The organism is Streptomyces sp. NBC_01275 (assembly GCF_026340655.1).
Taxonomy (GTDB): domain Bacteria; phylum Actinomycetota; class Actinomycetes; order Streptomycetales; family Streptomycetaceae; genus Streptomyces.
On the sequence record NZ_JAPEOZ010000001.1, the window covers coordinates 1,766,389 to 1,791,342 of the forward strand.

22 protein-coding genes and 1 tRNA gene are annotated in these 24,954 nt (G+C 73.0%); 12 read left to right on the forward strand and 11 right to left on the reverse strand.

What is annotated here, in order from left to right; genetic code table 11:
• Window positions 1-25: 25 nt before the first annotated feature.
• The gene (locus OG562_RS07500; protein ID WP_266395084.1) at window positions 26-712 is read right to left on the reverse strand and encodes a histidine phosphatase family protein; all 687 of its coding nucleotides are present in this window, start codon (window positions 710-712) and stop codon (window positions 26-28) included.
• A gap of 61 nt (window positions 713-773) precedes the next feature.
• On the opposite strand from OG562_RS07500, the gene corA reads away from it, so the two are divergent.
• On the forward strand, window positions 774-1,769 hold the full coding sequence (corA, locus tag OG562_RS07505) for a magnesium/cobalt transporter CorA (protein ID WP_266395087.1): 996 nt from the start codon (window positions 774-776) through the stop codon (window positions 1,767-1,769).
• A gap of 34 nt (window positions 1,770-1,803) precedes the next feature.
• Here the strand turns inward: corA and OG562_RS07510 are convergent, their stop codons facing one another.
• Together OG562_RS07510 and OG562_RS07515 are read right to left on the reverse strand one after the other, a co-directional pair.
• Entirely contained in the window at window positions 1,804-2,592 is a 789-nt protein-coding gene (locus OG562_RS07510; protein ID WP_266395090.1) for a ferritin-like domain-containing protein, read from the reverse strand.
• A gap of 266 nt (window positions 2,593-2,858) precedes the next feature.
• Window positions 2,859-3,914, reverse strand: coding sequence for an LLM class F420-dependent oxidoreductase (locus OG562_RS07515; RefSeq protein ID WP_266395093.1), 1,056 nt, complete (start codon window positions 3,912-3,914; stop codon window positions 2,859-2,861).
• A gap of 200 nt (window positions 3,915-4,114) precedes the next feature.
• Between OG562_RS07515 and OG562_RS07520 the strand changes: the two genes are divergently transcribed.
• The gene (locus OG562_RS07520) at window positions 4,115-5,101 is read left to right on the forward strand and encodes an aldo/keto reductase (protein ID WP_266395095.1); all 987 of its coding nucleotides are present in this window, start codon (window positions 4,115-4,117) and stop codon (window positions 5,099-5,101) included.
• Complete coding sequence (locus tag OG562_RS07525; RefSeq protein WP_266395097.1) at window positions 5,098-7,506, forward strand: helix-hairpin-helix domain-containing protein; 2,409 nt, start codon at window positions 5,098-5,100, stop codon at window positions 7,504-7,506. The genes OG562_RS07520 and OG562_RS07525 overlap by 4 nt, the downstream gene beginning before the upstream one ends.
• Before the next feature lie 111 nt (window positions 7,507-7,617).
• On the opposite strand, the gene OG562_RS07530 is transcribed toward OG562_RS07525, so the two are convergent.
• Window positions 7,618-8,316: a hypothetical protein gene (locus tag OG562_RS07530; protein ID WP_266395099.1), complete on the reverse strand. Its 699-nt coding sequence runs from the start codon at window positions 8,314-8,316 to the stop codon at window positions 7,618-7,620.
• A 47-nt stretch (window positions 8,317-8,363) separates the two neighbouring features.
• Between OG562_RS07530 and OG562_RS07535 the strand changes: the two genes are divergently transcribed.
• Window positions 8,364-8,552 carry a DUF5703 family protein gene (locus tag OG562_RS07535; protein WP_005485166.1) on the forward strand — a complete coding sequence of 63 codons (189 nt, stop codon included), beginning with the start codon at window positions 8,364-8,366 and terminating at the stop codon, window positions 8,550-8,552.
• A gap of 72 nt (window positions 8,553-8,624) precedes the next feature.
• Here OG562_RS07535 and OG562_RS45985 read toward each other — a convergent pair whose 3' ends face one another.
• From OG562_RS45985 to OG562_RS07555, 3 genes are all read right to left on the reverse strand, one after another.
• Entirely contained in the window at window positions 8,625-9,524 is a 900-nt protein-coding gene (locus OG562_RS45985) for a chaplin (protein WP_323187492.1), read from the reverse strand.
• 122 nt (window positions 9,525-9,646) lie between these two features.
• Entirely contained in the window at window positions 9,647-9,880 is a 234-nt protein-coding gene (gene chpH / locus OG562_RS07550) for a chaplin ChpH (RefSeq protein WP_028806602.1), read from the reverse strand.
• 156 nt (window positions 9,881-10,036) lie between these two features.
• Window positions 10,037-11,362: a M20/M25/M40 family metallo-hydrolase gene (locus OG562_RS07555; RefSeq protein ID WP_266395130.1), complete on the reverse strand. Its 1,326-nt coding sequence runs from the start codon at window positions 11,360-11,362 to the stop codon at window positions 10,037-10,039.
• A gap of 247 nt (window positions 11,363-11,609) precedes the next feature.
• Here OG562_RS07555 and OG562_RS07560 point away from each other — a divergent pair.
• The 4 genes from OG562_RS07560 to OG562_RS07575 all read left to right on the forward strand — a co-directional run bounded on the left by OG562_RS07560 (window position 11,610) and on the right by OG562_RS07575 (window position 17,659).
• A tRNA-Leu gene (locus OG562_RS07560) sits at window positions 11,610-11,694 on the forward strand.
• A gap of 270 nt (window positions 11,695-11,964) precedes the next feature.
• A complete protein-coding gene (locus OG562_RS07565) occupies window positions 11,965-15,831 on the forward strand; it encodes a Pls/PosA family non-ribosomal peptide synthetase (protein WP_266395133.1) in 3,867 nt (1,288 codons plus the stop codon).
• A gap of 83 nt (window positions 15,832-15,914) precedes the next feature.
• Window positions 15,915-17,258 (forward strand): M1 family metallopeptidase, encoded by a 1,344-nt coding sequence (locus tag OG562_RS07570; RefSeq protein ID WP_266395135.1) that lies wholly within the window; start codon window positions 15,915-15,917, stop codon window positions 17,256-17,258.
• Between the two features lie 26 nt (window positions 17,259-17,284).
• A complete protein-coding gene (locus tag OG562_RS07575) occupies window positions 17,285-17,659 on the forward strand; it encodes a YchJ family protein (RefSeq protein WP_266395138.1) in 375 nt (124 codons plus the stop codon).
• A gap of 1 nt (window position 17,660) precedes the next feature.
• Here the strand turns inward: OG562_RS07575 and OG562_RS07580 are convergent, their stop codons facing one another.
• Window positions 17,661-18,362, reverse strand: a complete 702-nt coding sequence (locus tag OG562_RS07580) for a FadR/GntR family transcriptional regulator (RefSeq protein ID WP_266395141.1) — start codon at window positions 18,360-18,362, stop codon at window positions 17,661-17,663.
• Window positions 18,363-18,525: 163 nt separating this feature from the next.
• On the opposite strand from OG562_RS07580, the gene OG562_RS07585 reads away from it, so the two are divergent.
• The 4 genes from OG562_RS07585 to OG562_RS07600 all read left to right on the forward strand — a co-directional run bounded on the left by OG562_RS07585 (window position 18,526) and on the right by OG562_RS07600 (window position 22,470).
• Window positions 18,526-19,044 (forward strand): gluconokinase, encoded by a 519-nt coding sequence (locus OG562_RS07585; RefSeq protein ID WP_266395144.1) that lies wholly within the window; start codon window positions 18,526-18,528, stop codon window positions 19,042-19,044.
• 94 nt (window positions 19,045-19,138) lie between these two features.
• Complete coding sequence (locus tag OG562_RS07590) at window positions 19,139-20,536, forward strand: gluconate:H+ symporter (RefSeq protein ID WP_266395147.1); 1,398 nt, start codon at window positions 19,139-19,141, stop codon at window positions 20,534-20,536.
• Window positions 20,537-20,588: 52 nt separating this feature from the next.
• A complete protein-coding gene (locus OG562_RS07595; protein WP_266395150.1) occupies window positions 20,589-21,365 on the forward strand; it encodes an SDR family oxidoreductase in 777 nt (258 codons plus the stop codon).
• 85 nt (window positions 21,366-21,450) lie between these two features.
• On the forward strand, window positions 21,451-22,470 hold the full coding sequence (locus tag OG562_RS07600) for an L-idonate 5-dehydrogenase (RefSeq protein WP_266409094.1): 1,020 nt from the start codon (window positions 21,451-21,453) through the stop codon (window positions 22,468-22,470).
• Between the two features lie 83 nt (window positions 22,471-22,553).
• On the opposite strand, the gene OG562_RS07605 is transcribed toward OG562_RS07600, so the two are convergent.
• The 3 genes from OG562_RS07605 to OG562_RS07615 form a co-directional block, all read right to left on the reverse strand.
• Window positions 22,554-23,177 carry a cytochrome b/b6 domain-containing protein gene (locus OG562_RS07605; protein WP_266395153.1) on the reverse strand — a complete coding sequence of 208 codons (624 nt, stop codon included), beginning with the start codon at window positions 23,175-23,177 and terminating at the stop codon, window positions 22,554-22,556.
• Window positions 23,161-23,922, reverse strand: coding sequence for a molybdopterin-dependent oxidoreductase (locus tag OG562_RS07610; RefSeq protein WP_266395156.1), 762 nt, complete (start codon window positions 23,920-23,922; stop codon window positions 23,161-23,163). Before OG562_RS07610 ends, OG562_RS07605 begins: the two co-directional genes overlap by 17 nt.
• Window positions 23,923-23,995: 73 nt before the next feature.
• The gene (locus OG562_RS07615; RefSeq protein WP_266395158.1) at window positions 23,996-24,943 is read right to left on the reverse strand and encodes a hypothetical protein; all 948 of its coding nucleotides are present in this window, start codon (window positions 24,941-24,943) and stop codon (window positions 23,996-23,998) included.
• Window positions 24,944-24,954 lie beyond the last annotated feature (11 nt).

The window sequence follows — 24,954 nt, forward strand, 5'->3', positions numbered from 1 at the left end:
CGCTTCACCCTACTGCGGCCGACGATCACGGTGCGCCCGCACCGCCCCCGACCGTGGCGTCCCCGGTCGGCGGCTCCTCGCGCGGTGTGAGAGAGGCGAAGTCGCCGGTGTCCCCGAGGCGCACGAGAAAGGGCCGCAGCCGGGTGTACCGGATCACGGTGACGGAACAGGGCTCGACGGAGATCCGCTGGAAGAGGTCGAGATGAAGTCCGAGGGCGTCCGCCACGAGCGACTTGACGATGTCGCCGTGCGAGCACATCAGGTAGACGGCGTCGGCGCCGTGGTCGCGCTCCACGCGCGCGTTCCACTCGCGCACCGCCTCGGCGGCACGGGTCTGCATGGCCCGCATGGACTCCCCGCCGGGGAAGGCGGCCGCGGAGGGGTGCGCCTGCACGACCTCCATCAGGGGCTCGTCCTTCAGCTCTGCCAGCTTGCGTCCGGACCAGTCGCCGTAATGGCACTCCCCGATCCGTTCGTCGGTGTGCACGGACAGGCCGGGGCGGGCGTCCAGGAGCGGCCGGATCGTCTCCTGGCAGCGTTGCAGGGGGCTGGCGACGACCTCGGAGATCGGCACACCCTCCAGTCTGCCGGGCAGCGCGGCCGCCTGGGAGACGCCGCGCTCGTCGAGGGCGACGCCGGGCGTCCAGCCGGCGAGCACCCCGGAGGTGTTGGCGGTGGACCGGCCGTGCCTAAGAAGAATCAGGGTGGGCATGCGGCCAGCGTAGGCGTACGCACGCGTGCGCCGGACAGCCGCCGAGAGGAGAATGCGCTCCGTGATCGTCGACTGCGCCGTCTACCGTGACGGGCGCCGTACCGAGGGCCCGGCGGACTTCTCCGGCGCCCTGGACGAGGCACGCGCCGCGGGCGGCTTCGTCTGGATCGGGCTGCACGAGCCCAGCGAGAAGGAGTTCGACCTCGTCACCCGGGAGTTCGGGCTGCACCCGCTGGCGGTGGAGGACGCCCTCAAGGCCCACCAGCGGCCCAAGCTGGAGATCTTCCACGACTCGCTGTTCCTGGTCCTCAAGCCGGTCGTCTACGAGCCCGAGAGCGACACCGTCTCCTCCGGGGAGGTCATGGTGTTCCTCGGCGACGGCTTCGTGGTCACCGTCCGGCACGGCGAGGGCGCCCCGCTGACGGCCGTACGCGACCGGCTGGAGGACGAGCCGGAGATGCTGGCGAAGGGGCCCACGGCGGTGGTGTACGCGATCGCCGACGCCACCGTGGACCACTACCTGGAGGTGGCGACCGAGCTCCAGACCGACCTGGAGAGCCTGGAGGCGGAGGTGTTCTCGCCGGACCGCGGCGGCTCACGGCACACCGCCTCGCGGATCTACGCCTTCAAGCGGCAGATCCTGGAGTTCCGCCGGGCCACCGGCCCGCTGGCGGTGCCCGTGAACCGGCTGGCGGGCGTCGGCATGCCCGGCTCGGAGGTGCCCTTCGTGAGCGACAGCGCGCGGCCCTTCTTCCGTGACGTCGACGACCATCTCGCGCGCGTGAACGAGTCCGTGGAGGGCCTGGACCGGCTGGTCTCCGACATCCTCTCCGCGCACCTGGCCCAGATGAGCGTCCGGCAGAACGACGACATGCGGAAGATCTCGGCGTGGGCGGCGATGGCGGCCGTCCCCACGATGATCGCCGGCGTCTACGGCATGAACTTCGACCACATGCCGGAGCTGCACTGGCTGTGGTCGTACCCGGCGGTGATCGCGCTGATGGCCGGACTGGAGGTGCTGCTGTACCGGCTGTTCAAGCGGCGCGGCTGGCTGTGACGATGGCCGGGGGGCGGCGGGTCGGCTGTGGCGCTCAGGCGAACTCGGGGGCCGGCGCGGGTGATCCGCCCAGGGCGTCGCGGCGCTCCGGAGGCTCCAGGGACACCATGCGCCGCCAGCCCGCGAACCGCTCCCACGCGTACACGGCGTGGATGCCGGCGGCGAGGACGGCCGACTTGGCCCTCGGCCAGCCGAGGAGGTCGCCCATGTGGGCCATGACGGCGAGGCTGACGTCGCGGTAGACGCGGATCTCGGCGAGCGCGCAGTCGCGCAGCGTGCGCTGGATGGCGCGGCCGTGGCCGGCGCGGGCGAAGCGCAGGAGTTCCTCGTGGCAGTAGGCGAGGTGGTTGTCCTCGTCGTGGGAGATCATCTTGACCGCTCGGCCGAGGTCGGGGTGGTCGGCGAAGTGCCGGCGCAGCAGGTCCATCTGCTCGGAGGCGCGCTGCTCGGTGACCCGGCTGTGGGCGAGGTAGGTGACGATGTCCTGCACGGTCAGCGGCCGGTCGACCCTGAGCCTGGCGTGGGCGAGGCCGATGCCGTGCCGCTCCAGGAGCATCGTGTAGTCGGTGTCGGCCGGCACGGGGACGGGCTGGAGGCCGCGCTTCCTCAGCAGGGCGTTGAAGATCCGCCCGTGCTTGTCCTCGTCGGCGCCGTGACGGGCGATCTTGGGCGCGAGGTCGCGTTCGCTGTGCGGGACGAGGCTCGCGATCCGGGCGTTCTCCCAGCCACCCTGCGACTCCCCGCTGGCGGCGATGGAGCAGAAGAGCGCGAACGACGCGTCGTGGTCGAGGATCTCCTGGAACAGACTCTTGGCCGAAAGCATGAGAACGAGTCAAATGCGACACGCGGAGTGCCGCAACAGCAGTGCCGGACGGCTCCGCCGAACGAAGGACGGGCCGTCTCACCGCAAAGGCGTAACCCGCGCGCGTGCGGGGCGTTGTGCTGCGTGACGGCCGTGGCGGGGAAGACCCCCGAGCCCCCACCACGGCCGCTGAAGTGTCCGGCTGGAATTCGGCGCTGAAATCCCGCGCTGTCAATCCGCGCTGAGAATCAGCGTGGGGAATCCGCGTCGGGAATCACTCTCCCCCGTCACGCCAGGCCGGCGCGCTCCAGGGCCTCGGAACCGGCCCGCAGCGAGGCGAGGCGCTCGTCGAGGGTGAAGCCCGCGGGGGCGAGGGTCAGAGTGGTGACCCCGGCGGCCGCGTAGGCCTTCATCCGGTCGGCGATCCGCTCCACCGAGCCCAACAGCGTGGTCCGGTCGATCAGCTCGTGCGGTACGGCGGCCGCGGCGCCCTGCTTGTCGCCGGACAGGTACTTGTCCTGGATCTCGGCGGCCGCCTCCTCGTAGCCCATGCGCCGGGCCAGCTGGTTGTAGAAGTTCTGCTTACGGCTGCCCATGCCGCCGACGTACAGCGCGGTGTAGGGGCGGAAGGTGTCGGCGAGCCGCTCGACGTCCTTGTCGTCGCCCACGGCCAGCGGCAGCGTCGGGCAGACGTCGAAGCCCTCCAGCGTCTTGCCGGCCTTCTCGCGTCCGGCCCGCAGGTACTGGATCGCGGTGTCCTCGATGTGGTCGGCCGACGGGAAGATCAGCAGCGCGCCGTCGGCGATCTCGCCGGTCTGCTCCAGGTTCTTCGGCCCGATGGCGGCGATGTACAGCGGGATGTGCTCGCGCTCCGGGTGCACGGTGAGCTTGATCGGCTTGCCCGGGCCGCCCGGCAGCGGCAGCGTCCAGTGCTCGCCCTCGTAGGACAGCCGCTCCCGGGTCATCGCCTTGCGGACGATCTCGACGTACTCACGTGTGCGTGCCAGCGGCTTGTCGAACTTGACGCCGTACCAGCCCTCGGAGACCTGCGGTCCGGAGACGCCGAGGCCCAGGCGGAAGCGGCCGCCGGAGAGGGAGTCGAGGGTGGCGGCGGTCATCGCGGTCATCGCGGGCTGACGGGCCGGGATCTGGAAGATGGCCGAGCCGACGTCGATGCGTTCGGTCTTCGCGGCGACCCAGGTGAGCACGGTCGCGGCGTCCGACCCGTAGGCCTCGGCGGCCCAGCAGACGGAGTAGCCGAGGCGGTCGGCCTCCTGGGCCACCGCGAGGTTGTCGCCGTCCATTCCGGCGCCCCAGTAGCCGAGGTTGATACCGAGCTGCATGGCCGATTCCCCTTACTGATCAGTAACGACGCTGTTGCGGAGACAGTAGCGCGGGCGCCGCCGTCCGGGGAGGGCGGTGTGGCGAGGGTCGCGTCCCTCCGCCGGGCTCTTGGCCTGCGGGGAACCGGGCCGCGCTTGCCGGAGATTGGGTTATCCACAGGCAACCCACGGCTCAGTTCTGGCCAGTAATGTCGGCGTTCATGGAGCAGAGGCATCTCGGCCGCACCGGCCTGCGCGTGTCCCGCATCGGGCTGGGCACCCTGACCTGGGGGCGTGACACCGACGAGCACGACGCCGCGGACCTCATGAAGACGTTCTGGGAGGCGGGCGGCACCCTCGTCGACACGGCGGACGTGTACGGCGACGGAGGGGCCGAGTATCTGCTCGGACGCCTCATCGAGGGCCTGGTGCCGCGCCGGGATCTGATCATCTCCACGAAGGCGGGCAGCGTGCCCGATCCGGACCGGCGCTTCGACGGCTCGCGGGGCCATCTCCTCGCCGCCCTCGACGCCTCGCTCGCCCGGCTCGGCACGGACTACGTCGACGTGTGGCACATCCACGCCTTCGACCCGGACACCCCGCTGGAGGAGACCCTCCAGGCCCTCGACATCGCGGTCTCCAGCGGCCGCGCCCGCTACGCCGGCGTCTCCAACTTCTGCGGCTGGCAGCTCGCCAAGGCCGCCACCTGGCAGCTCGCCGCGCCCGGCACGCGTACGCGGCTGGCGTCGACGCAGCTGGAGTACTCGCTGCTGCAGCGCGGGGTGGAGCGCGAGGTGCTGCCGGCCGCGCTGGACCTGGGCATCGGCCTGCTGCCGTCCTCTCCACTGGGCCGGGGCGTCCTCACCGGCAAGTACCGGGGCGACGCCCTGCCGCCCGACTCGCGCGCGGCCTCGGACCACCTCGCGCCCTTCGTCGAGCCGTACCTGGACGACACGGCGAGCCGCATCGTCGACGCCGTGGCGACCGCGGCGGACGGACTGGCGGTGACCCCCCTCCAGGTCGCCCTCGCCTGGATCCGCGACCGACCCGGGGTGGCCGCCCCGATCGTCGGCGCGCGCAACGCGCAGCAGCTCACGGCCGCATTGTCAGTGGAGGCCCTTAGTCTTCCTGACGAGATCTGCCGGGCCCTCGACGATGTGTCGGCGCCCGTGCACCGCTATCCCGATCACGACTGGAGCACGCTGTGAGCACGGAGCCGGAGACCCCCGGTCCGGGAACACCGGACCCCGCCCCGGCCGACACCGCCTCCGACGACGGGGTCGGCGCCCCTCGCGGGGAGACCGCCTCAGGCCAGGCGCCCGCGGCAGCCTCCCCCTCCGGGGACGACTCGGAGGTCGGGAACGCCCCCGGGACACCCTCGGCGAAGGGCGCCGACAGTGCGCCGGGCGCGGAGACCGACGACGACAGCGAGACCGCGGGCCGGCTCTCCGAGGCCGGGGACGAGTCCGCATCCGCATCCGGGGACGACGGCGGGACGCCGGGCGCGGAGACCGACGGCGACGGCAAGGCGGCGCAGCTTTCCGAGGCCGAGGCCGAGCTCGCCGCGCAGAAGGTGGAGCGGGAGCGGATCGAGCGGCGGAAGGCCGAGAAGGCGGAGCCCATCGCCAGCGGGACCAAGCTCAGTGGGAAGGCGGCCGACCTGCTTGCTGCCGTACGGGCCGTGGAGAGTGGCGCCAAGCCCGCGGCCGCCGTGTTCAGCCCTGCGGAGCCCGCCCCGCGCCGCCCGGCCCCCGAGCCCGTCCGACGCCCGCAGCCGGTGGCCGCCGAGGCCGCCGCTCCCCCGGCGCCCGCGCCCGACGCGGTCGAGGCCGTGCGGCGGGCGCTGGCCGAAGGCGGTGCGCCCGAGGCGCTCGCGCCGCAGGTCGCCGCCGCCCTCGGCGAGGGCGCGCAGGAGCTGCTGCGCGAGGACCCCTGGCAGCTGCTGCGCGTCGCCGGTGTGCGGCCCGAGCAGGCCGACGGCTTCGCACGGGCGCTGCTGGGCGCCGAGTGCGCCCCGGACGACGAGCGGCGCGGCCGCGCGATGACGGTCTGGCTGCTGGAGCAGGCCGCCCTGGCCGGGCACACCGCCCTGGAGCTGACCGCCCTCACCGCGGCCCTCGCCCAGCGTGCCGTCCCGGACCCGGACGCGGCCGTGCAGAGCACGCTCGCGGAGGGCGAGGCCCTCGTCTTCCAGGACGCCCTGGAGGAGCCCGGAGCCGCCCCGGCGCGGGCGGGCCGGGCTGCGGAACCCAGGGGATCCGGGGAATCAGAGGAGGACGCGGGCGACGGCGAAGAGGCGCGGCCGGTCCGGGTCCTCGTCGGTCTGGAGCGGTACGCGCTCGCGGAGGAGAGCTTCGCCGACGCCCTGGCCCGGATCGTGAACTCCCTGTCCAAGGAGGCCTCCCCCTCCTGGGAGCCGGCGGCGGCCTCGGCGTCCGGCAGCGCGGCGGAGCTGATCCGCGCGGTCGCCGGGCACGGCCTGGTGCTCCACACCGGCGGCGAGGCGGCCCGCGCCGAACCGGCCGCCCTGCTCGCCGCCGCCCGGCCCCTGGGCCTGCGCACGGTGGCGGCCTGCCACACACCGGACGGACGGGACCGCTTCTCGGCGCTCCTGGCCGAAGGGACGGAGACACCCGAAGGCGACGAGAGGGACGAGAGGGTCGTCACCGTCTCCGGTCTCCTCGCCGGCGCCGAGGGTCCCGGACGGGACGCCGACGGCGCCCTGGCCCTCGACCTGCTCGTCCTTCCGGACGCGCCGCAACTCGACGTGGAGACGGCCGCGATGGTGGCGGAGTCGCTGCCGGACGGGGCCCGGCTGGTGCTCTGCGGGGACCCGGCGGTGCTGTGGTCGGCCGGACCGGGCCGGGTCTTCGCCGACCTGCTCGCGGCCCGTGTGTGCCCGCAGATCGCCTCGCGCACACCCGACCCCGGGCCGCTCGGCGAGCTCGTCTCCGGAATCGGCGTGGGCGAGTTGAACCAGGTCGAGGCGCCCGGCAAGGAGCTGGTGATCGTGCCGGTGCGGGACGCGGGCGAGGCCGTGCACCGGACCGTGCAGCTCGTCGCGGACTCGGTGCCGCGGGCCTTCGGCATCGCGCCCGGGCAGACCGTGGTGATCACCCCGGGCCACGGCGGCGCGGCCGGCACGCGCGCGCTGAACGCCGCCCTCAAGGAGCGGCTCAACCCCGGCCCCGGCCGCTTCGGCGGCTTCGACCCCGGGGACCGGATCGCGTACTCCCCCACCCCGGGCCGTACGGCGCCGGGCCAGGTGGTGACGGCCGACGCGGACGGGCTGCACCTGTCCTGCGCCGGCGCCTCCGTCGTCGTACCGAGGGACCGGGTGGAGCAGTCCGTGCGGCACGGGTGGGCGTTGACCGCGCACCAGGCGGTGGGCAGCCGGTGGCCCGCGGCGGTCGTGGTGCTGCCCGGCGACGCGGCGCAGGCCCTCTCCCGCCCCTGGGTGTACACGGCCTTCGGCCGGGCGGAGCGGCATCTGTCCGTGGTGCACGGCGTCGAGCAGGCGCTGCCGAGGGCCGTCGCCGAGGTCCCCGCGAAGCCCCGCACGACCCGGCTGCCGGTCCTGCTGCGCACCCAGGTCCCCGCGGCGGCCGAATAGCCGCACGCCGAAGTGCGAGAACGCCGACGGCGGCGGTCACGGTGGGGAAGCCCACCGTGACCGCCGCCGTCGTCGTCGTGACGTCCGCCGGCCCGAGCCGCCGGACAGTACCTAGCGGTCCGCGTCCAGCGGCTCCAGGTCGTCGTCCTCGATGACGTCCTCGATACCGTCCTCGATGTCGTCCTCGAGGTCCTCGTCGCCGTCCTCGAGTTCGTCGAACACCGCGCTGACGTCGAAGCGGCACACCACCCGCTGCGGGTCGGCCTGGTCGAACGGAGCCTCCAGCCACTCGCCCGCGTCGGCCGGTTCGTCGGCGGCCAGCACCCACAGCGTGGAGTCGCCCTCCTCCAGGCCGAACTCCTTGTGCCGGGAGGCGATCTCGTCCGCTTCGAACTCGCCGAACAGGATGCCCAACGCGCCGTGCACCGTGCCGGAGATCCCCGCTCCCCCGTTCTCCTCGTCGGCCGCCTCGACCCGCTGGGCCTGCGCCAGCAGCCGCTGCGGCTCCGCCACGGCGTAGTCGCGACGGATCAGCACGCTCAGCGCGTTCGGCTCCTCGGGGCCCTCGTACGGCGGCAGGGAGTCCTCCGCGCCGGGAATCTCGAAAGGGGTGACCTCGTCGTAGCGGTCGTAGAGCAGTTCGTCGTAGACCTCGGCGGCCGCGGCCAGCTCGTTGAACGCCTCGTAGACGGCGGGGTCGTCCTCCCCAGTCCTGCGTTCGACCGCCGCCAGGTGGCGGTCGAGCGCAGTCTTGACCGCCTCGGCGGCGGCGCGTACCTCGGCAGCGGTGGGCTGCGCAGCATCAGACATAGTGCAGACGCTATCCGTACCGGGCCCCAGCCCGCACAATAGATGCGATGCCGGAATACGAATTTGTCGACGTGTACGTACCGCGCGGGGTCTCCCGCAAGGACGCGACTCGTCTGCTGACGGACCATGCCGAGTACGGTCACTGGGAGTTGGACCGTCTGAGCCTCCTACGCGACGGCAGTCGCAGGGTGCGGCTGCGCCGGCGGATCATCCGCCAGGTTCGGGCCACCTGGTGAGGTGGGACGACGGAAACGGAGCGGGCCCCGCCTGGGCATAGGCGGGGCCCGCTCCATCGCATGGGGTGTGCGTCACACGGTGGCGCGCGCCTTGCGGTAGAGGACCGCGCCCGCGAGCAGCGCGCCCGCGCCGACCGGCAGGGCGAGCCCGATGGGCAGTTCGCTGCCGGTGTGCGCGAGCTGCGCGGCGGAGGCGGAACCGGTCCGGTGGACGGACGAGGCTCCGGCCGGCGTCACCCGACCCGGGGCGGACGGCGCGGCCTCGGGTCCGGAGGGGCTGGAGTGTCCGTGCTCGCCCGGCTTGCCGGGGCCCTGGTGCCCGGGCTTGCCCGGCGTCTCGTGGCCGCGGCCCGGAGGCGTGCCGTAGTGGCTGCCCGAGTCGTCGTTGGCGCAGTCGTTGCCGGTCGTGGGGTTGAGGAGCCCGACGACGTCGACGCTGTTGCCGCAGACGTTCACCGGCACGTCGATCGGCGCCTGGACGTGGTTGCCGGAGCCGACCCCGGGCGAACCGCCGGTGTGCCCGCCCGCGTGCGCGCCTCCGGGGCCCCCGTGCTCGCCGGAGCCGCCCTGGTTTCCGCCGTGGCCGCCGCCCTGGTTTCCGCTGTGGGTTCCGCTGTGGTTTCCGCCATGGCTCCCGCCGTGACTCCCGCCATGGCTCCCGCCGTGACTCCCGCCATGGCTCCCGCCGTTGCCCCGGTGCTCGCCGTATCCGCCCGCCGGGGCGCCGCCGCCCTTGTTGGCGCAGGAGTTGCCGATCGCCGGGTTGAGGACGCCGACGACGTCGACGGTGTTGCCGCAGACGTTGACCGGCACGTTCACCGGCGCCTGCACCGAGTTGCCGGACAGGACGCCGGGCGAGTCCTTGGCGGACCCGTACGCGCCGGAGTCGGCATGGGCGTAGCCGCCCGCGGCGGCGATCACGCCCGTCGCCGCCGCCACGGTCATCAGGCCTTTGCGGGTGACCTGTCGCATTACTGAATCCCTGCTTTCCTCGATGTCTTCGGGCATTCCTTCGGAAAAAGACCGGTCGGCCCCGGAGCGCATGGCGTGCGCTCCGGGGCCGACGGCGTGGACGACCCCTCAGCGGGTCGACGTCACTTGTTGATGCAGGTGTTGCCGAAGGCGGGGTTCAGCAGCCCGATCACCGAGATCGTGTTGCCGCAGACGTTCACCGGGACGTGAACGGGCACCTGAATGACGTTGCCGGACGCGACGCCCGGGGAGTGCACCGCGGCACCCTGGGCACCGGCGTCGGCGACGGCCAGGCCCGCGCCCGCGAGAACCAGCCCACCAGTGGCAGCCGCAGCAGCGACGACCTTCTTGATCATTATTCCTCCTTGTTGGCAATGCGATCCCAAGCAGCGGATCGCATCACCAGTAACGAGGGGGAATTAATGAGGCTACGAGCTTATCGGCGCATTCACTCTTCCCAGTCGCGCCCGCACAGGCGGCCGATTACTGAGACCTCGTTTCACCGGGACAATTCAGGACGCGTCGATGAACCGGTCGAGCACGCGCACGCCGAACTTCAGCCCGTCCACCGGCACCCGCTCGTCGACGCCGTGGAACATGCCGGCGAAGTCCAGCTCCGGCGGCAGCTTCAGCGGGGCGAAGCCGAAGCCGCGGATGCCGAGGTCGTCGAAGGACTTGGCGTCGGTGCCGCCGGAGAGCATGTAGGGGATCGCCTTCGCGGTCGGGTCCTCGGCGAGCAGCGAGGACTGCATCGCCTCGACCAGCGCGCCGTCGAAGGACGTCTCCAGGGCCTTGTCGGAGTGCACGTCCTCACGGCGCACCTTCGGGCCGAGGATCCGGTCGAGGTCGGCGAGGAACTCCTCCTCGTGCCCCGGCAGGAAGCGTCCGTCGACGTGCGCGGTGGCCTCGCCCGGGATGACGTTGACCTTGTAGCCGGCGCCGAGCTGGGTGGGGTTGGCGGTGTTGCTGAGGGTCGCGCCGATGAGCTTGGCGATGCCGCCGAGCCGGGCGAGGGTGGACTGCATGTCCTCGGGGTCCAGCGGGGTGCCGAGCGCGTCGCCGAGCTCGTCGAGGAAGGCCCGGGTCGTCTTGGTGACCCGTACGGGGAAGGTGTGCCGGCCGAGCCGGGCGACGGCCTCGGACAGTTCGGTGATCGCGTTGTCCCGGTGGATCATCGAGCCGTGCCCGGCGGTGCCGGCGACGGTCAGCTTCATCCAGTGCATGCCCTTCTCGGCCGTCTGGATCAGATAGAGCCGCCGCTCCTCGCTCACGGTGAACGAGAAGCCGCCCACCTCGCTGATCGCCTCGGTGACGCCCTCGAAGAGGTCGGGGTGGTGGTCGACGAGGTGGCGGGCGCCGTAGAGGCCGCCGGCCTCCTCGTCGGCGAGGAAGGCGAGGACGATGTCGCGCGGGGGCCTGCGCCCGCTGCGCAGCCGGTCGCGCACGACCGCCAGCGTCATCGCGTCCATGTCCTTCATGTCGACCGCGCCCCGGCCCCACACACACCCGTCGGCGACCTCGCCGGAGAACGGGTCGTGGGTCCAGTCGGCCGCGTTGGCCGGTACGACGTCGAGGTGGCCGTGGATGAGCAGCGCGGGCCGGGACGGGTCCTCGCCCTCGATGCGGGCCACCGTGGAGGCGCGCCCCGGGTGGGACTCGAAGATCTTCGGTTCGAGCCCGACCTCGGCGAGCTTCTCGGCGACCCACTCGGCCGCCTTGCGCTCGCCGGGCCCCGAGTGGTCGCCGTAGTTGCTGGTGTCGATCCGGATCAGGTCGCGGCAGAGGTCCACGACCTCGTCCTCGCCGGTGACGCTGCTGGCCGTGTCCGTCGCGCTCACGCTGCTTCCTCCCGCTGTCACTGCTGGTGGTTCCCGGCCCTGCGGCCCGCACTGCGCGGTCGGGGCGGCCGGGTCCTGTTCATCCTCCCTCGCCCCACCGCCCCCGCCCAAGACCGGTCCCGGCCCGTCACACGCCGTTCACGCCGGTCACGGCCCGAGGCGGACCGGCGGCGTGATCGGGCACCCCGGAAAGCCTGGTAATGTTTACGTCGTCGCCGCGGGGGAAACCCCGCACGACAGACACCTTGTCCGGGTGGCGGAATGGCAGACGCGCTAGCTTGAGGTGCTAGTGCCCTTTATCGGGCGTGGGGGTTCAAGTCCCCCCTCGGACACGCGTAACAAGGGAGGGCCGCGACCACTGGTCGCGGCCCTCGCTCGTGGTGTGGGGCATCTCTCCCCGATCGAAGATCACGCAGGTCACGGCCCCTCCCCGAGTCCGCCGCCCCCCCCCTGAACAGCCCTTCCCAGTGGCCGAGGCAAGGGGACGACCATAGCGTCGTACTAAAATTTCCGGCTTGTTACGGAGCTGGACCGGACAACCCCAGGCAGACCTGCGGGCCCGCCGGCTCCCCGGAGGCTTCCGGATCGAGACGCGAGGACCGATGGCAGCCACACACGAGAGCAGCGCTCTCGGCCTGCTCGACGAAGAAATCCGCGTACAACTCGGTGACAGAGCACGCTTCTCCGGCGGGGCCGCCGCCTCTCCACGGACCCTTGTCGACGTCTTCGACGCGTCGGTGCGGTCGTACCCGGACGAGCTCGCGCTGGACGACGGAGCGACTCCTCTCACCTACCGTGCCCTCGCCGTCGAGGTGGAGCGGCTGCGGCGCAGGCTGGCGGCCGCCGGGGTGGGGCGCGGGGACCGGGTGGGCGTGCGGGTGCCGTCCGGCACCAACGACCTCTATGTGGCGATCCTGGCCGTCCTCGCGGCCGGCGCCGCCTATGTCCCGGTCGACGCGGAGGACCCCGACGAGCGGGCCGAGCTGGTCTTCGGCGAGGCGGACGTGCGGGCCGTCGTGGGCGCCGGGCACGAGATCGCCGTACCCGGCGAGCGCGGCGGCCCCGCCGCCCGGCCCGGTGTGGAGCACGACGCGTGGATCATCTTCACCTCCGGCTCCACCGGGAAGCCCAAGGGCGTCGCGGTCAGTCACCGCAGCGCCGCCGCGTTCGTGGACGCCGAGGCCGCGCTGTTCCTCACCGACGACCCGATCGGGCCCGGCGACCGGGTGCTGGCCGGGCTGTCGGTGGCCTTCGACGCGTCCTGCGAGGAGATGTGGCTGGCCTGGCGGTACGGCGCCTGTCTGGTGCCCGTGCCGCGCTCGCAGGTCAGGAGCGGCGCCGACCTCGGGCCCTGGCTGGTCGAGCAGGACATCAGCGTCGTCTCCACGGTGCCGACGCTGGCGGCGCTCTGGGAGCCCGAGACCCTCAACGACGTACGTCTGCTGATCTTCGGCGGTGAGGCGTGTCCGCCCGAGCTGGTGCAGCGGCTGGTGACGGAGGGGCGGGAGGTCTGGAACACGTACGGGCCGACCGAGGCGACCGTGGTGGCCTGTGCCTCGCTGATGTCGGGCGAGGAGCCGATCCGGATCGGGCTGCCGCTGCGGGGCTGGGAGCTGGCCGTCGTGGACGAGGCCGGGGAGCCGGTGCCGCTGGGCGGCAGCGGCCAGCTGGTCATCGGAGGCGTGGGGCTCGCGCGGTATCTCGACGCCGAGAAGGACGCGGAGAAGTACGCGCCGCTGGAGTCCCTGGGCTGGGAGCGGGCGTACCGCAGCGGTGACCTGGTGCGCGCCGACGCCGAGGGGCTGGTCTTCCTCGGGCGGGCCGACGAGCAGATCAAGCTCGGCGGGCGGCGCATCGAGCTGGGCGAGGTGGACGCGGCGCTGCAGGCGCTGCCGGGCGTGGCGGGGGCCGCGGCCGCCGTGCGCACGGCGCGCAGCGGCAATCAGCTGCTCGTCGGGTACGTCGTCACCCAGGACGGCTGGGACCAGGCGGCGGCCGTGGAGAAGCTGCGCGCCGAGCTGCCGGCCGCGCTGGTGCCGCTGCTCGCGCCGGTGGACGACCTGCCGACCCGTACCTCGGGGAAGGTCGACCGCAACGCGCTGCCCTGGCCGCTGGAGGGCGTGGAGACCGGCCACAAGACCGAACAGCTGTACGGCACCGAGGCCTGGCTCGCCGAGCAGTGGACCGAGGTCCTGGGCATCCCCGTGGCCTCGGCCGCCGACGACTTCTTCGCGATCGGCGGCAGCAGCCTGGGCGCCGCCCAGCTCACCACCCGGCTGCGCACCCGCTACCCGAGCGCCGCCGTCCTCGACGTCTACCAGCAGCCGACCCTGCGCAAGCTGGCCCGGCTGCTGGAGGAGTCCGCGCAGGACGACGGCGGCAGCCGTGTGATCGCGCCGGTTCCCCGGCGCGCGCAGATCATCCAGCTGCTTCTGCTCCTCCCCCTGTTCACGCTGCTCGGGCTGCGCTGGAGCGTGGCGCTGGCCGCGCTGGGCAACGTCCTGCCCGCCTACGGCTGGCTGCCGACCGCCTCCTGGTGGCTGGTCGCCGCCGGGGCCCTGCTGTTCTTCAGCCCGCCCGGGCGGCTCGCGCTGGGCGCGGGCGGGGCGCGGCTGCTGCTGCGCGGGGTGAAGGCAGGCCGGTATCCGCGGGGCGGCTCGGTCCATCTGCGGCTGTGGACCGCGGAGCGGCTGGCCGAGTTCAGCGGGGCGACCTCGCTGACCGGCTCCTGGCTGGTGCGCTACGCCCGTGCCCTGGGCGCCAAGATCGGGCCCGACGTGGATCTGCACGCGCTGCCGCCGGTCACCGGGCTGCTGAAGCTCGGGCGGGGCGCGGCCGTGGAGTCCGAGGTGGACCTCTCCGGGTACTGGCTGGACGGGGACCGGCTGGAGATAGGGCAGGTCAAGGTGGGTGCGCACGCCGTCGTCGGCACGCGCAGCACGCTCTTCCCCGGCGCCCGGGTCGGCAAGCGCGCCGAGGTGGCGCCGGGTTCGGCGGTCGCCGGGCAGGTCACGACCGGTCAGCGGTGGGCGGGCGCGCCCGCGGTGAAGCTGGGCCGGGCCAAGCGGAACTGGCCCAAGGAGCGGCCGCCGCGGGGCCGGTTCTGGCGTGCGATGTACGGGGCGTCGGGGCTCGGGCTGACGCTGCTGCCGGCGGCGGCCGGGGTGGCCGCGCTGCTGGTGGCGACGGTGTTCGTGCAGCCCGGCGACGGGCTCGGGCAGGCCGTCGCGGGTGCGGCCGCGGCCCTGGTCCCGGCCACGCTGGCGTACGGGGTGACGTACGCGCTGCTGGTGCTGGTCGCCGTACGGCTGCTGAGCCTGGGGCTGCGGGAGGGCACGCATCCGGCGCACGGGCGGATCGGGTGGCAGGCCTGGACGGTCACACAGCTGATGGACCGCTCGCGCGAGACGCTGTTCCCGCTGTACGCCGGGCTGGTCACCCCGGTGTGGCTGCGGCTGCTGGGGATGCGGATCGGGCGGGGCGCCGAGGTGTCGACGGTGCTGGCGCTGCCGAGTCTGACGACCGTCGGCGAGGGCGCGTTCCTCGCGGACGACACGCTGACCGCGCCGTACGAGCTGGGCGGCGGCTGGGTGCGGATCGGGCGGGCCGAGATCGGGCGGCGGGCGTTCCTCGGGAACTCGGGGATGACCGCGCCGGGTCGGAGCGTGCCGGAGGGCGGCCTGGTCGGCGTGCTGTCGGCGACGCCGAAGAAGGCCAAGAAGGGCACGTCGTATCTGGGGCTGCCGCCGGTGAAGCTGCCCCGGCACGCGGCCGACAGCGACGACAGCCGTACCTACGAGCCGCCCAGGCGGCTGCTGTGGGCGCGGGGGCTGGTGGAGCTGTGCAGGATCGTGCCGGTGCTGTGCTCGGCGGCGCTGGGCGCGGCCACGGCGGCCGCGCTGTGTGCGCTGGGGGTGTGGGCGCCGCTGCTTTCGGGGCTGGTGCTGCTGGCGGCGGGGGCGGCTGCGGCCGTCTTGTCGATCGTCGCGAAGTGGCTGCTGGTGGGGCGGCATCGCACCGGTGAGCATCCGCTGTGGAGCGGGTTCGTGTGGCGCAACGAGCTGGCGGACACCTTCGTCGAGGTGGTGGCCGTGCCGTGGCTGGCGGGTTCCGTGCCCGGCACGGCGGCGATGACGGCGTGGCTGCGCGGGCTCGGGGCGCGGATCGGCCGGGGTGTGTGGGTGGAGAGCTACTGGCTGCCGGAGTCGGACCTGGTGACGCTGGAGGACGGGGTGACGGTCAACCGCGGCTGCGTGCTGCAGACCCACCTCTTCCACGACCGGATCTTGCGGACGGATACTGTGGTCCTCCGTGAGGGCGCCACGCTGGGCCCTGGCGGGATCGTGCTGCCCGGCAGCACGATCGGGGCCCGTACGACCCTGGGCCCCGCGTCGCTCGTCATGGCCGCGGAGTCCGTCCCGGACGACACCCGCTGGCTCGGCAACCCGATCGAGGCGTGGCGTGCCTGAGCGCGGGCCGTGTGGGCCATCGGGAGTCGGAGGGCGGTACCACCGGCGACGGTTCGAGCACAGGTCAGGGAGCGGACGAGGAAGTGGCAGTTCAGCAGTCGGTCGGGCCGGACCCGTATTTCCCGGCCAACGGTGATTCCCGCTACCGGGTGCACCGTTACGAGCTCACGCTGGACTACCGGCCGGGTCCGAACCGGCTGTCGGGCATGGCACGGATCAACGCCATCGCGGGGCGCTCGCCGCTCGCCGAATTCCAGCTGAACCTGGCCGACTTCAAGATCGGCCGGATCCGGGTGGACGGCCGTCAGCCGCACTACACCCACCGGGGCGGCCGGCTGCGCGTCCGGCCCGCCAAGCCGGTGCGGGCCGGGGCCGCCTTCACCGTGGAGGTGCACTGGTCCGGCAACCCCAAGCCGGTCAACAGCCCCTGGGGCGGCATCGGTTGGGAGGAGCTGGACGACGGGGCGCTGGTGGCCAGCCAGCCCACCGGGGCGCCCTCCTGGTATCCGTGCAACGACCGGCCCGCCGACAAGGCGTCCTACCAGCTGTCGATCACCACGCCGTCGGCGTACTCGGTGGTGGCGGGCGGGCGGCTGCTCACCCGGACCACGAAGGCGTCCACGACCACCTGGGTGTACGAGCAGTCCGCGCCGACGTCGAGCTATCTGATGGGGCTGTCGATCGGCAAGTACCAGACGGTGCTGCTGGGCGATCCGGGGCTGGGCGGGGTACCGCAGCACGGGCACATCCCGGCGCATCTCCTGCCGGAGTTCTCCCGGGACTTCGCGCGGCAGCCCGGGATGATGCACCTCTTCCAGCAGCTGTTCGGGCCGTATCCGTTCGACGAGTACGCGGTGGTGGTGACGGAGGAGGAGCTCGATGTCCCCGTCGAGGCCCAGGGGTTGTCGCTGTTCGGCGCCAACCACGTGGACGGGGCGCGGGGTTCGGAGCGGCTGGTGGCGCACGAGCTGGCGCACCAGTGGTTCGGCAACAGCGTGTCCATCGCGGACTGGCGGCAGATCTGGCTGAACGAGGGCTTCGCGAAGTACGCGGAGTGGCTGTGGTCGGAGCGGTCGGGCGGCCGCAGCGCGCAGCAACTGGCCGTCGCCGCGCACCGGTTGCTGTCCGCGCAGCCGCAGGACCTGCGGCTGGCCGATCCCGGCCGCAAGTCGATGTTCGACGGCCGGCTCTATGAGCGCGGGGGGCTCACCGTGCACGCGGTGCGGTGCGCGATGGGCGACGACGCGTTCTTCCGGATGCTGCGCGCCTGGCTCGGGCTGCACCGGGGCGGAGCGGTGACGACGTCGACGTTCACGGCGCACGCGGCCCGGTTCGCGCCCGAGCCGCTGGATGAGCTGTTCGAGGCGTGGGTGTACGGCGCGGCGCTGCCGCCGTTGCCGATGCCGGAGACCCGGGCGGCCGTCTAGCCCTCCAGGGCAGGAGAATGACGGCCATGACCACACGTTCCTGCCCGTGCGGGCTGCCTCAGACGTACGACGGCTGCTGCGGCCGCTATCACCGAGGCCCCGCTTCCGCACCGACCGCCGAGGCGCTGATGCGCTCGCGCTACTGCGCCTTCGTGAAGGGCGACGCGGGGTATCTGCTGCGGACCTGGCATCCGCGGACCCGGCCCGAGCGGCTCGACCTGGACCCGGGGATGCGGTGGACGGGACTGGAGATCCTGGGCACGGGTGACGGGTCCGCGTTCCATACGACCGGGACCGTGGAGTTCCGGGCGTCCTACCGGGGCGGGTCGCTGCACGAGCTCAGCCGGTTCGAGCGGGTGGACGGGGCGTGGGTGTACGTGGACGGGGATTTCGTCGGCTGAACTACGGTGCCAGGATGTCCAGTTCCTGGAGCGCCCCGACCGCGATCTGACGGGTCAGCAGCTCCGCGCGGGTCGCGTCGCCCTCGCGGACGGCCTCGGCGACCTGGACGTGGAGGGTGACGGCGGCCGGGTCGGGGTCCTCGAACATGACCTCGTGATGGGTGCGGCCGGTCAGGACTTCCGCCACGACGTCGCCCAGGCGGGCGAACATCTCGTTGCCGGAGGCGGCGAGGATCACGCGGTGGAAGGCGACGTCGTGGACGAGGTAGCCCTCCAGCTGGTGGCCGCGTGAGGTGGCGACCATGCCGATCGCGCACTCGGTGAGCTCGGCGCACTGCGCCGCGGTGGCGTGCTTCGCCGCCAGGCCCGCCGCGACCGGCTCGACCGCCGAGCGCAGGACGGTGAGCGAGCGCAGCTGGTGCGGGCGGTCGGCGCCGGCCAGCCGCCAGCGGATGACCTGAGGGTCGTAGACGTTCCACTCGGCCTTCGGACGCACCGTCACGCCCACTCGGCGGCGGGACTCCACGAGGTGCATGGACTCCAGGACGCGGACCGCCTCGCGCATCACGGAGCGGGAGACGTCGAAGCGCTGGGCCAGTTCGTCGGTGCGCAGGACGCTGCCCGGGGGGTACTCCCCCGCGGTGATCGCGGGGCCGAGAGTGTCCAGTACATGGCCGTGCAGACCTCGGCCCGGAGTGGTCATGCACTCAGAGTACGGGGTAGATCACGATCCCAAAAAGTCAGACTTATTTGTCACAGACTCTTGAACTTGTCGTACCTAATCGGTTTCAGTGTCGTCGACAACAGTCGGCGTCCGTCGGCATCCCAGTCACCTCCAGCCATCCCAGTCATTCAGCGAGGTAGCGATGAGTACCCCCCACGTCGTCGTGGTCATGGGCGTCGCGGGCACCGGCAAGACCACTATCGGTCCGCTGCTCGCCGCCCTGCTCGGCGTCCCGTACGCGGAGGCCGACGACTTCCACCCCCGGGCCAACATCGACAAGATGTCGGCCGGCATCCCGCTCACCGACGCCGACCGGCTGCCCTGGCTCGACGCCATCGGCGCCTGGGCGGACCGGCGGGCGGGGCTCGGCGGGGTGGTGAGCTGCTCGGCGCTGAAGCGGGCCTACCGGGACCGGCTGCGGGCGGCCGCGCCCGACGTGGTGTTCGTGCACCTCACGGGCGACCGGGCGCTGATCGAGGACCGCATGTCCCACCGGCAGGGTCACTTCATGCCCACCGCGCTGCTCGACTCCCAGTTCGCCACGCTCGAACCCCTCCAGGCGGACGAGGCGGGAGTCGACGTCGACGTCTCCGGCGCCCCCGAAGCCATCGCCGAACGGGCCATGGCCGCGCTCGTCGCGCTGCCCGACCCGGCCGTGTGACCCCGGACGCCCCTCCGCCGTACCCCCGTACCCCCGCACCCCGTACTCCTCTCTCCCCTCCCCTCCCCTCCTCATATCGCAAGGGAATCCCCCCGTGACCAGACTCAGTGTCGAGACGCTGGCAGCGGACGCGGTCGAGCCGATCACCTCGGCCGGCCATGCGCAGCTGGGCATCGCCGTCCTGGCGGGCATCGCCGTGATCGTCCTGCTCATCACCCGGTTCAAGCTGCACGCCTTCCTGGCGCTGACCATCGGCTCGCTCGCGCTCGGCGCGTTCGCCGGGGCGCCGCTCGACAAGGTCATCGCCAGCTTCAGCGCCGGACTGGGCGCGACGGTCGCCAGTGTGGGCGTGCTGATCGCGCTGGGCGCGATCCTCGGCAGGATGCTCGCCGACTCCGGCGGCGCGGACCAGATCGTCGACACGATCCTCGCCAAGGCGAGCGGCCGGTCCCTGCCGTGGGCGATGGTGCTGATCGCTTCGGTGATCGGGCTGCCGCTGTTCTTCGAGGTCGGCGTGGTGCTGCTGATCCCCGTGGTGCTGATGGTCGCCAAGCGGGGCAACTACTCGCTGATGCGGATCGGCATCCCGGCGCTGGCCGGTCTGTCCGTGATGCACGGACTGGTCCCGCCGCACCCCGGCCCGCTGGTCGCGATCGACGCGGTCGGCGCCAACCTGGGCGTCACCCTGGCCCTCGGCGTGCTCGTCGCCGTCCCGACGGTCGTCATCGCCGGGCCGGTGTTCTCACGGGTCGCCGCCCGCTGGGTGGACGTCCCGGCGCCCGACCGGATGCTTCCTCAGCGGCCCTCCGAGGACCTGGACAAGCGCCCGAGCTTCGGGGCCACGCTCGCCACCATCCTTCTCCCCGTCGTGCTGATGCTGTCCAAGGCGCTGGTCGACATCGTCGTGGACGACCCCGCGCACACGGTGCAGCGCGTCTTCGACGTCGTCGGCTCCCCGCTGATCGCCCTGCTGACCGCCGTGCTCGTCGGCATCTTCACGCTGGGCCGGCCCGCCGGGTTCTCCAAGGAGCGCATATCCGGGCTGGTCGAGAAGGGGCTCGCGCCGATCGCGGGCATCCTGCTGATCGTCGGCGCGGGCGGCGGCTTCAAGCAGACGCTGATCGACTCCGGGGTGGGACAGATGGTCCTGGAGATCTCCGAGGACTGGTCCATCCCGGCCCTGCTGCTGGCCTGGCTGATCGCCGTGGTGATCCGGCTGGCGACCGGTTCGGCGACCGTGGCGACGGTCTCGGCGGCCGGTCTGGTCGCCCCGCTGGCGGCCGACATGTCGACCACGCACACCGCCCTGCTGGTCCTCGCCATCGGCGCCGGCTCGCTCTTCTTCAGCCATGTCAACGACGCCGGGTTCTGGCTGGTCAAGGAGTACTTCGGGCTCAGCGTCGGCCAGAACATCAAGACCTGGTCGGTCATGGAGACCATCATCTCCGTGGTCGCCGGCGGCCTGGTCCTGCTCCTCTCACTGGTCATCTAGTCACTGGTCGTCCAGTCACTCATCCAGTCGCTGGTCATCTAGGAGTACGCGCATGAGTCACCCCCTGTTCGACATCAGCGGCCGCACGGCCCTGGTCACCGGCTCCGGCCGGGGCATCGGGCTCGCCCTCGCCCGGGGTCTGGCGGAGGCCGGCTGCACGGTGGTCCTCAACGGCCGCGACGGCGAACGCCTCGAGCGGGCGGCCGCCGAACTGGCCGACGCCGGGCTGCCCGCCGCCGACGTCCACACCGCCGTGTTCGACGTCACCGACGGCCCGGCCGTCGCCGCCGGGATCGCGGACGTCGAGGAGCGGGTCGGCCCGCTGGACATCCTCGTCAACAACGCGGGCATGCAACTGCGCGCGCCGCTCCTGGAGTTCACCGACTCCGACTGGCACCGGATCCTGGACACCAACCTCACCAGCGCGTTCCTCGTCGGCCGGGAGGCCGCCCGGCGGATGACGGAACGCGGCCACGGCAAGATCATCAACATCTGCTCGTTGCAGAGCGAGGTGGTCCGCCCCGGCATCGCGCCGTACGCGGCCACCAAGGGCGCGCTGAAGATGCTCACCAAGGGCATGTGCGCGGACTGGGGCCCGCACGGCGTCCAGGTCAACGGCCTGGGCCCCGGCTACATCGAGACCGAGCTGACCCAGGCCCTCGTCGAGGACGAGGAGTTCAGCGCCTGGGTGCGCCGCCGCACCCCGGCCGGCCGCTGGGGCCGTACCGAGGACCTGGTGGGCGGGGTGCTGTTCCTGGCCTCCCCGGCGGCGGACTTCGTCAGCGGACAGGTGCTGTACGTCGACGGCGGCATGACGAGCGTGCTCTGAATCCGCACCAGCGACGGCCGGCCGGCCGTCGGACTGGAACACAGAAGTCGGAGTGGAAATCGGAGTGGAAAAGGGGACGGACGGGATGCTGGGTTGCGTGATCCACGGACAGGACGATCTGCGCGTCGAGGAGCTGGCGTCGCCGACGCCGGGCCCGGGGCAGGTGCTGGTCGCCGTGCGGTACGGCGGGGTCTGCGGCTCCGACCTGCACTACTGGCGGCACGGCGGGGTCGGCGACTTCCGGCTGCGGGAGCCGATGGTGCTGGGCCACGAGGTGGTGGGGACGGCCGTCACGGGCCCGCTCGCCGGCCAGGCGGTCGCCGTGCACCCCGCCACCCCGTGCGGGGTGTGCCCGGAGTGCGCGGACGGGCGGCGCAACGTCTGCCGGGACACCCGCTATCTGGGCAGCGCGGCACGCCTCCCGCATGTGCAGGGCGGGTTCGCGGCGGAGATCGTCGTGCCCGCCGAGCAGATACGCCTGCTGCCGGACGGCCTCGAGCAGCGCCGGGCCGCGCTCGCCGAGCCGCTGTCGGTGGCGCTGCACGCGGTGCGGCGGGCCGGACCGGTGGCCGGGAGGCATGTCCTGGTCACCGGCGCGGGGCCGATCGGCTGTCTGGTGGTCGCGGCGGCGAAGGCGGCCGGCGCGGCCCACGTGACCGTGACGGACCTGCTGCCCACGGCCCTGGCCTACGCCCGCGCCGCCGGCGCCGACACCGTCGTACGGGCCGACGATCCGGCGGATCCGGGATGGCCTGGCGAGGTGGACGTGGCGGTGGAGGCGTCCGGGGTGGCCGCGGGGCTCGAGGCGTGTCTGCGGCGGGTGCGGCGCGGCGGGGTCGTGGTGCAGCTGGGCATGCTGCCGCCGGGGCAGAGCCCCTTCGCCGGGAACCTGGTGGTCAGCCGGGAGATCGAGCTGCGCGGGGCGTTCCGCTTCGACACGGAGTTCGACGACGCGCTGGCCCTGCTGGCCCGGCCGTCGACAGGGGACGCCTTCGACGCGCTGGTCAGCGCGGTGGTGCCGGTGCGGGAAGCGGAGTCGGCGTTCGCGCTGGCCGCCGACCGCGGGAAGTCCTGCAAGGTACTGCTGGACTTCGGCGTGGGCTGAGCGCGGGCTGAGCCCGGGCAGCGGTCCTGCCGTCGGTCTCGTCGCCGCCGCACGCTTGCGGAGGCTTGCGGCGCCCCGGGCGGTCAGCGGCGCCAGAGTGGGTGTTCTCGATCCGCCCACTCGGGGCTCACCGACCCGGTGCGCATGCCGCGTCGGGCCTCCGGGTCGCCCAGGGCCATGCCGATGTGGCCGGCGACGACGACGCCGACGGTCAGGGCCAGCCAGTCGTGGACGAAGGTCGCGCTGGTGCGCCACATGATCGGGGTGAGGTGGGTGAACCACATGAGCAGGCCCGTGCCGAGCATCACCAGCGTCGCCCCGGCGATCCAGGCGGCGTAGACCTTCTGTCCGGCGTTGAACTTGCCCGCCGGGCGCGACGCGCGCCGCTTGTCCCGGCGCAGGGCGGCGCGCAGCCAGCGGCGGTCGTGCGGGCCGAAGCGGTTGAGGTGTCCGAGGTCGGCGCGGAACGCGCGGGAGGCGAGGCCCGCCAGGACGGGCGCGGGCAGGGCGAGGCCGGCCCACTCGTGGACGCGGACGACGAGTTCGCGGCGGCCGACGAGTTCGGCGAACTCGGGGATGTACAGACAGGCGGCCGTCGCCACGCAGAGGCCCATCAGCAGGGCGGTGAGGCGGTGCACCCAGCGTTCGGCCCGGCTGAAGCGGTGGATCCGGGTGGGCGCGGGCGGCGCGTCAGCTCGTAGGGGCATCGTCGCGTCCGTTCGAACGGCCGACCCAGGCGTCGACGTCGTAGCCCCGGTCCTCCCAGTAGCCGGGCTTCACCTTCTCGGTGACGGTGATGCCGGAGAGCCACTTGGCGGACTTGTAGAAGTACATGGGGGCCACATAGAGGCGGACCGGGCCGCCGTGGTCGTGGCCGAGGTCCTTGTCCTGCATGCGCAGGGCGACCAGGACGTCGGCGCGGCGGGCCTGGGCGAGGGTGAGGCTCTCGGTGTAGGCGCCGTCGAAGCAGGTGAAGCGGATCGCGCCGGCCTCGGCGCGCACGCCGGCGGCGTCGAGGAGGGCGGACAGCCGGACCCCTTCGAAGGGGGTGCCGGGGACCCGCCAGCCGGTGACGCACTGGACGTCCTTGACCATCCGGGTCTGCGGCAGGGCCTTGAGGTCGGCGAGCGTGTAGGAGCCGGGGCGGTCGACGAGGCCGTCGACCGTGAGGCGGTAGTTCGTGGCGTTCTTGTGCGGGACGGAGGCCGTGACCGAGTAGTAGCGGAAGCCGCCGCCGTTGGGGAGCAGACCGGTGAGGCCGGTGGGGTCCTTGTCGGCGGCCGCGCCGAGGAACGCCTCCAGGCCGCGTTGCAGCGGGGGCGCTGCGACGACTCCGAGGGCGCCCAGGCCGAGGGTGCCGAGGAGGACGCGGCGGCCTATGGGGGTGCCGCGTTCGTCGGGGGTCCCGCGTTCGTCAGGGGCGCCGCGTTCCTCGGTTGGTTCGGGGTTCACCTCTCCATTCGAACACTCGGGGGCGGGCCGGGGCCAGGTTTCCGGGTCGCGGCCGGGCTCGCGCCGTGACTTCTTACCCGGCTCTCAGACCGAGGGCGCCTGCTCGGGCCGCGCGGAAGGCCGTGTACGGGTCGCGGTCGGGGTAGGACCAGGGCTCGGCGGTGGCATGGTCCCCGATGTGCTGGAACAGGGCGGCGGCCTCGGCGGCCCGGCCCGCGCAGACCAGGGCGTGGGCGAGGAAGTTCAGGTCGACCATGCGGCGGGGGTGGCCGTCGTGCTCCCATTCCAGCCACCAGTCGAAGGCGGCCTTCATCACGTCCCGGGCCCGGCTGTCGCTCCAGTGCCCGGAGGCGGCCGGGTCGGCGGGGGCGAAGCCGTGGGCGGCCAGGACGCGGTAGCGCTCGGCGTGCGCGACGACCGGGAGGATGGCGAGCGGCGAGTCGGCCGGGGCCTGCTCGGCGGCCCAGACAGCGAAGTCGTAGACCTCGTGCAGCGGGTCCGGGCCGTCGGCGGCCCGGCGCTCGGCGAGCCGGGCGACCATCAGGTGGTGGGCGTGGTGGTGGTCGCGGTGACGGGCCCGGACCTCCTCGAAGATCCGTACGGCGTCGGCGCCGCCGTCGTTCTCCAGCAGGAGCAGGCCAAGCCAGGGGGTGGGGTCGGCGGGCGCGAGCGCGGCCGCGTCCTGACAGGCGGCGCGGGCGAGGGCCGTGTCCTCCGTGCCGCGCAGGGCCCGTCCGACCTGGGCGAGGGCGAGCAGGACGCGGGCGTCGGCGCAGCCGGGCTCGGCGTGCAGCCACTCATGGGCCCAGGCCGCGGCGTACGGTTCGCGGGCGAGGACGACGACCCGGTGGGCGCGGCGGTCCCAGTCGTCGCGGGTGCGGGCGAGCAGGGCGCGGGCGGACTGCCAGCGGCCCTGGGCCAACGCGGCTCGCACGGCGTCGAGTTCGGCGTCGTCGAGGGCCGGGTCGGGGGTCCGGGCCGTGGGCCCGCGTCCGCGGCGGGAGAGCGGGGGTAAGGGCACCGCGGGACTTC

Excerpts from the sequence above, each read along its gene's own strand:
- OG562_RS07600 (WP_266409094.1), top strand. The coding sequence starts at position 21,451 with ATGCTGGGTTGCGTGATCCACGGACAGGACGATCTGCGCGTCGAGGAG.
- OG562_RS07535 (WP_005485166.1), top strand. The coding sequence starts at position 8,364 with ATGCCGGAATACGAATTTGTCGACGTGTACGTACCGCGCGGGGTCTCC.
- OG562_RS07500 (WP_266395084.1), bottom strand. The coding sequence starts at position 712 with ATGCCCACCCTGATTCTTCTTAGGCACGGCCGGTCCACCGCCAACACC.
- OG562_RS07585 (WP_266395144.1), top strand. The coding sequence starts at position 18,526 with ATGAGTACCCCCCACGTCGTCGTGGTCATGGGCGTCGCGGGCACCGGC.
- chpH (WP_028806602.1), bottom strand. The coding sequence starts at position 9,880 with ATGATCAAGAAGGTCGTCGCTGCTGCGGCTGCCACTGGTGGGCTGGTT.
- OG562_RS07580 (WP_266395141.1), bottom strand. The coding sequence starts at position 18,362 with ATGACCACTCCGGGCCGAGGTCTGCACGGCCATGTACTGGACACTCTC.
- OG562_RS07595 (WP_266395150.1), top strand. The coding sequence starts at position 20,589 with ATGAGTCACCCCCTGTTCGACATCAGCGGCCGCACGGCCCTGGTCACC.
- OG562_RS07605 (WP_266395153.1), bottom strand. The coding sequence starts at position 23,177 with ATGCCCCTACGAGCTGACGCGCCGCCCGCGCCCACCCGGATCCACCGC.
- OG562_RS07510 (WP_266395090.1), bottom strand. The coding sequence starts at position 2,592 with ATGCTTTCGGCCAAGAGTCTGTTCCAGGAGATCCTCGACCACGACGCG.
- OG562_RS07565 (WP_266395133.1), top strand. The coding sequence starts at position 11,965 with ATGGCAGCCACACACGAGAGCAGCGCTCTCGGCCTGCTCGACGAAGAA.
- OG562_RS07520 (WP_266395095.1), top strand. The coding sequence starts at position 4,115 with ATGGAGCAGAGGCATCTCGGCCGCACCGGCCTGCGCGTGTCCCGCATC.
- OG562_RS45985 (WP_323187492.1), bottom strand. The coding sequence starts at position 9,524 with ATGCGACAGGTCACCCGCAAAGGCCTGATGACCGTGGCGGCGGCGACG.
- OG562_RS07515 (WP_266395093.1), bottom strand. The coding sequence starts at position 3,914 with ATGCAGCTCGGTATCAACCTCGGCTACTGGGGCGCCGGAATGGACGGC.
- OG562_RS07575 (WP_266395138.1), top strand. The coding sequence starts at position 17,285 with ATGACCACACGTTCCTGCCCGTGCGGGCTGCCTCAGACGTACGACGGC.
- OG562_RS07530 (WP_266395099.1), bottom strand. The coding sequence starts at position 8,316 with ATGTCTGATGCTGCGCAGCCCACCGCTGCCGAGGTACGCGCCGCCGCC.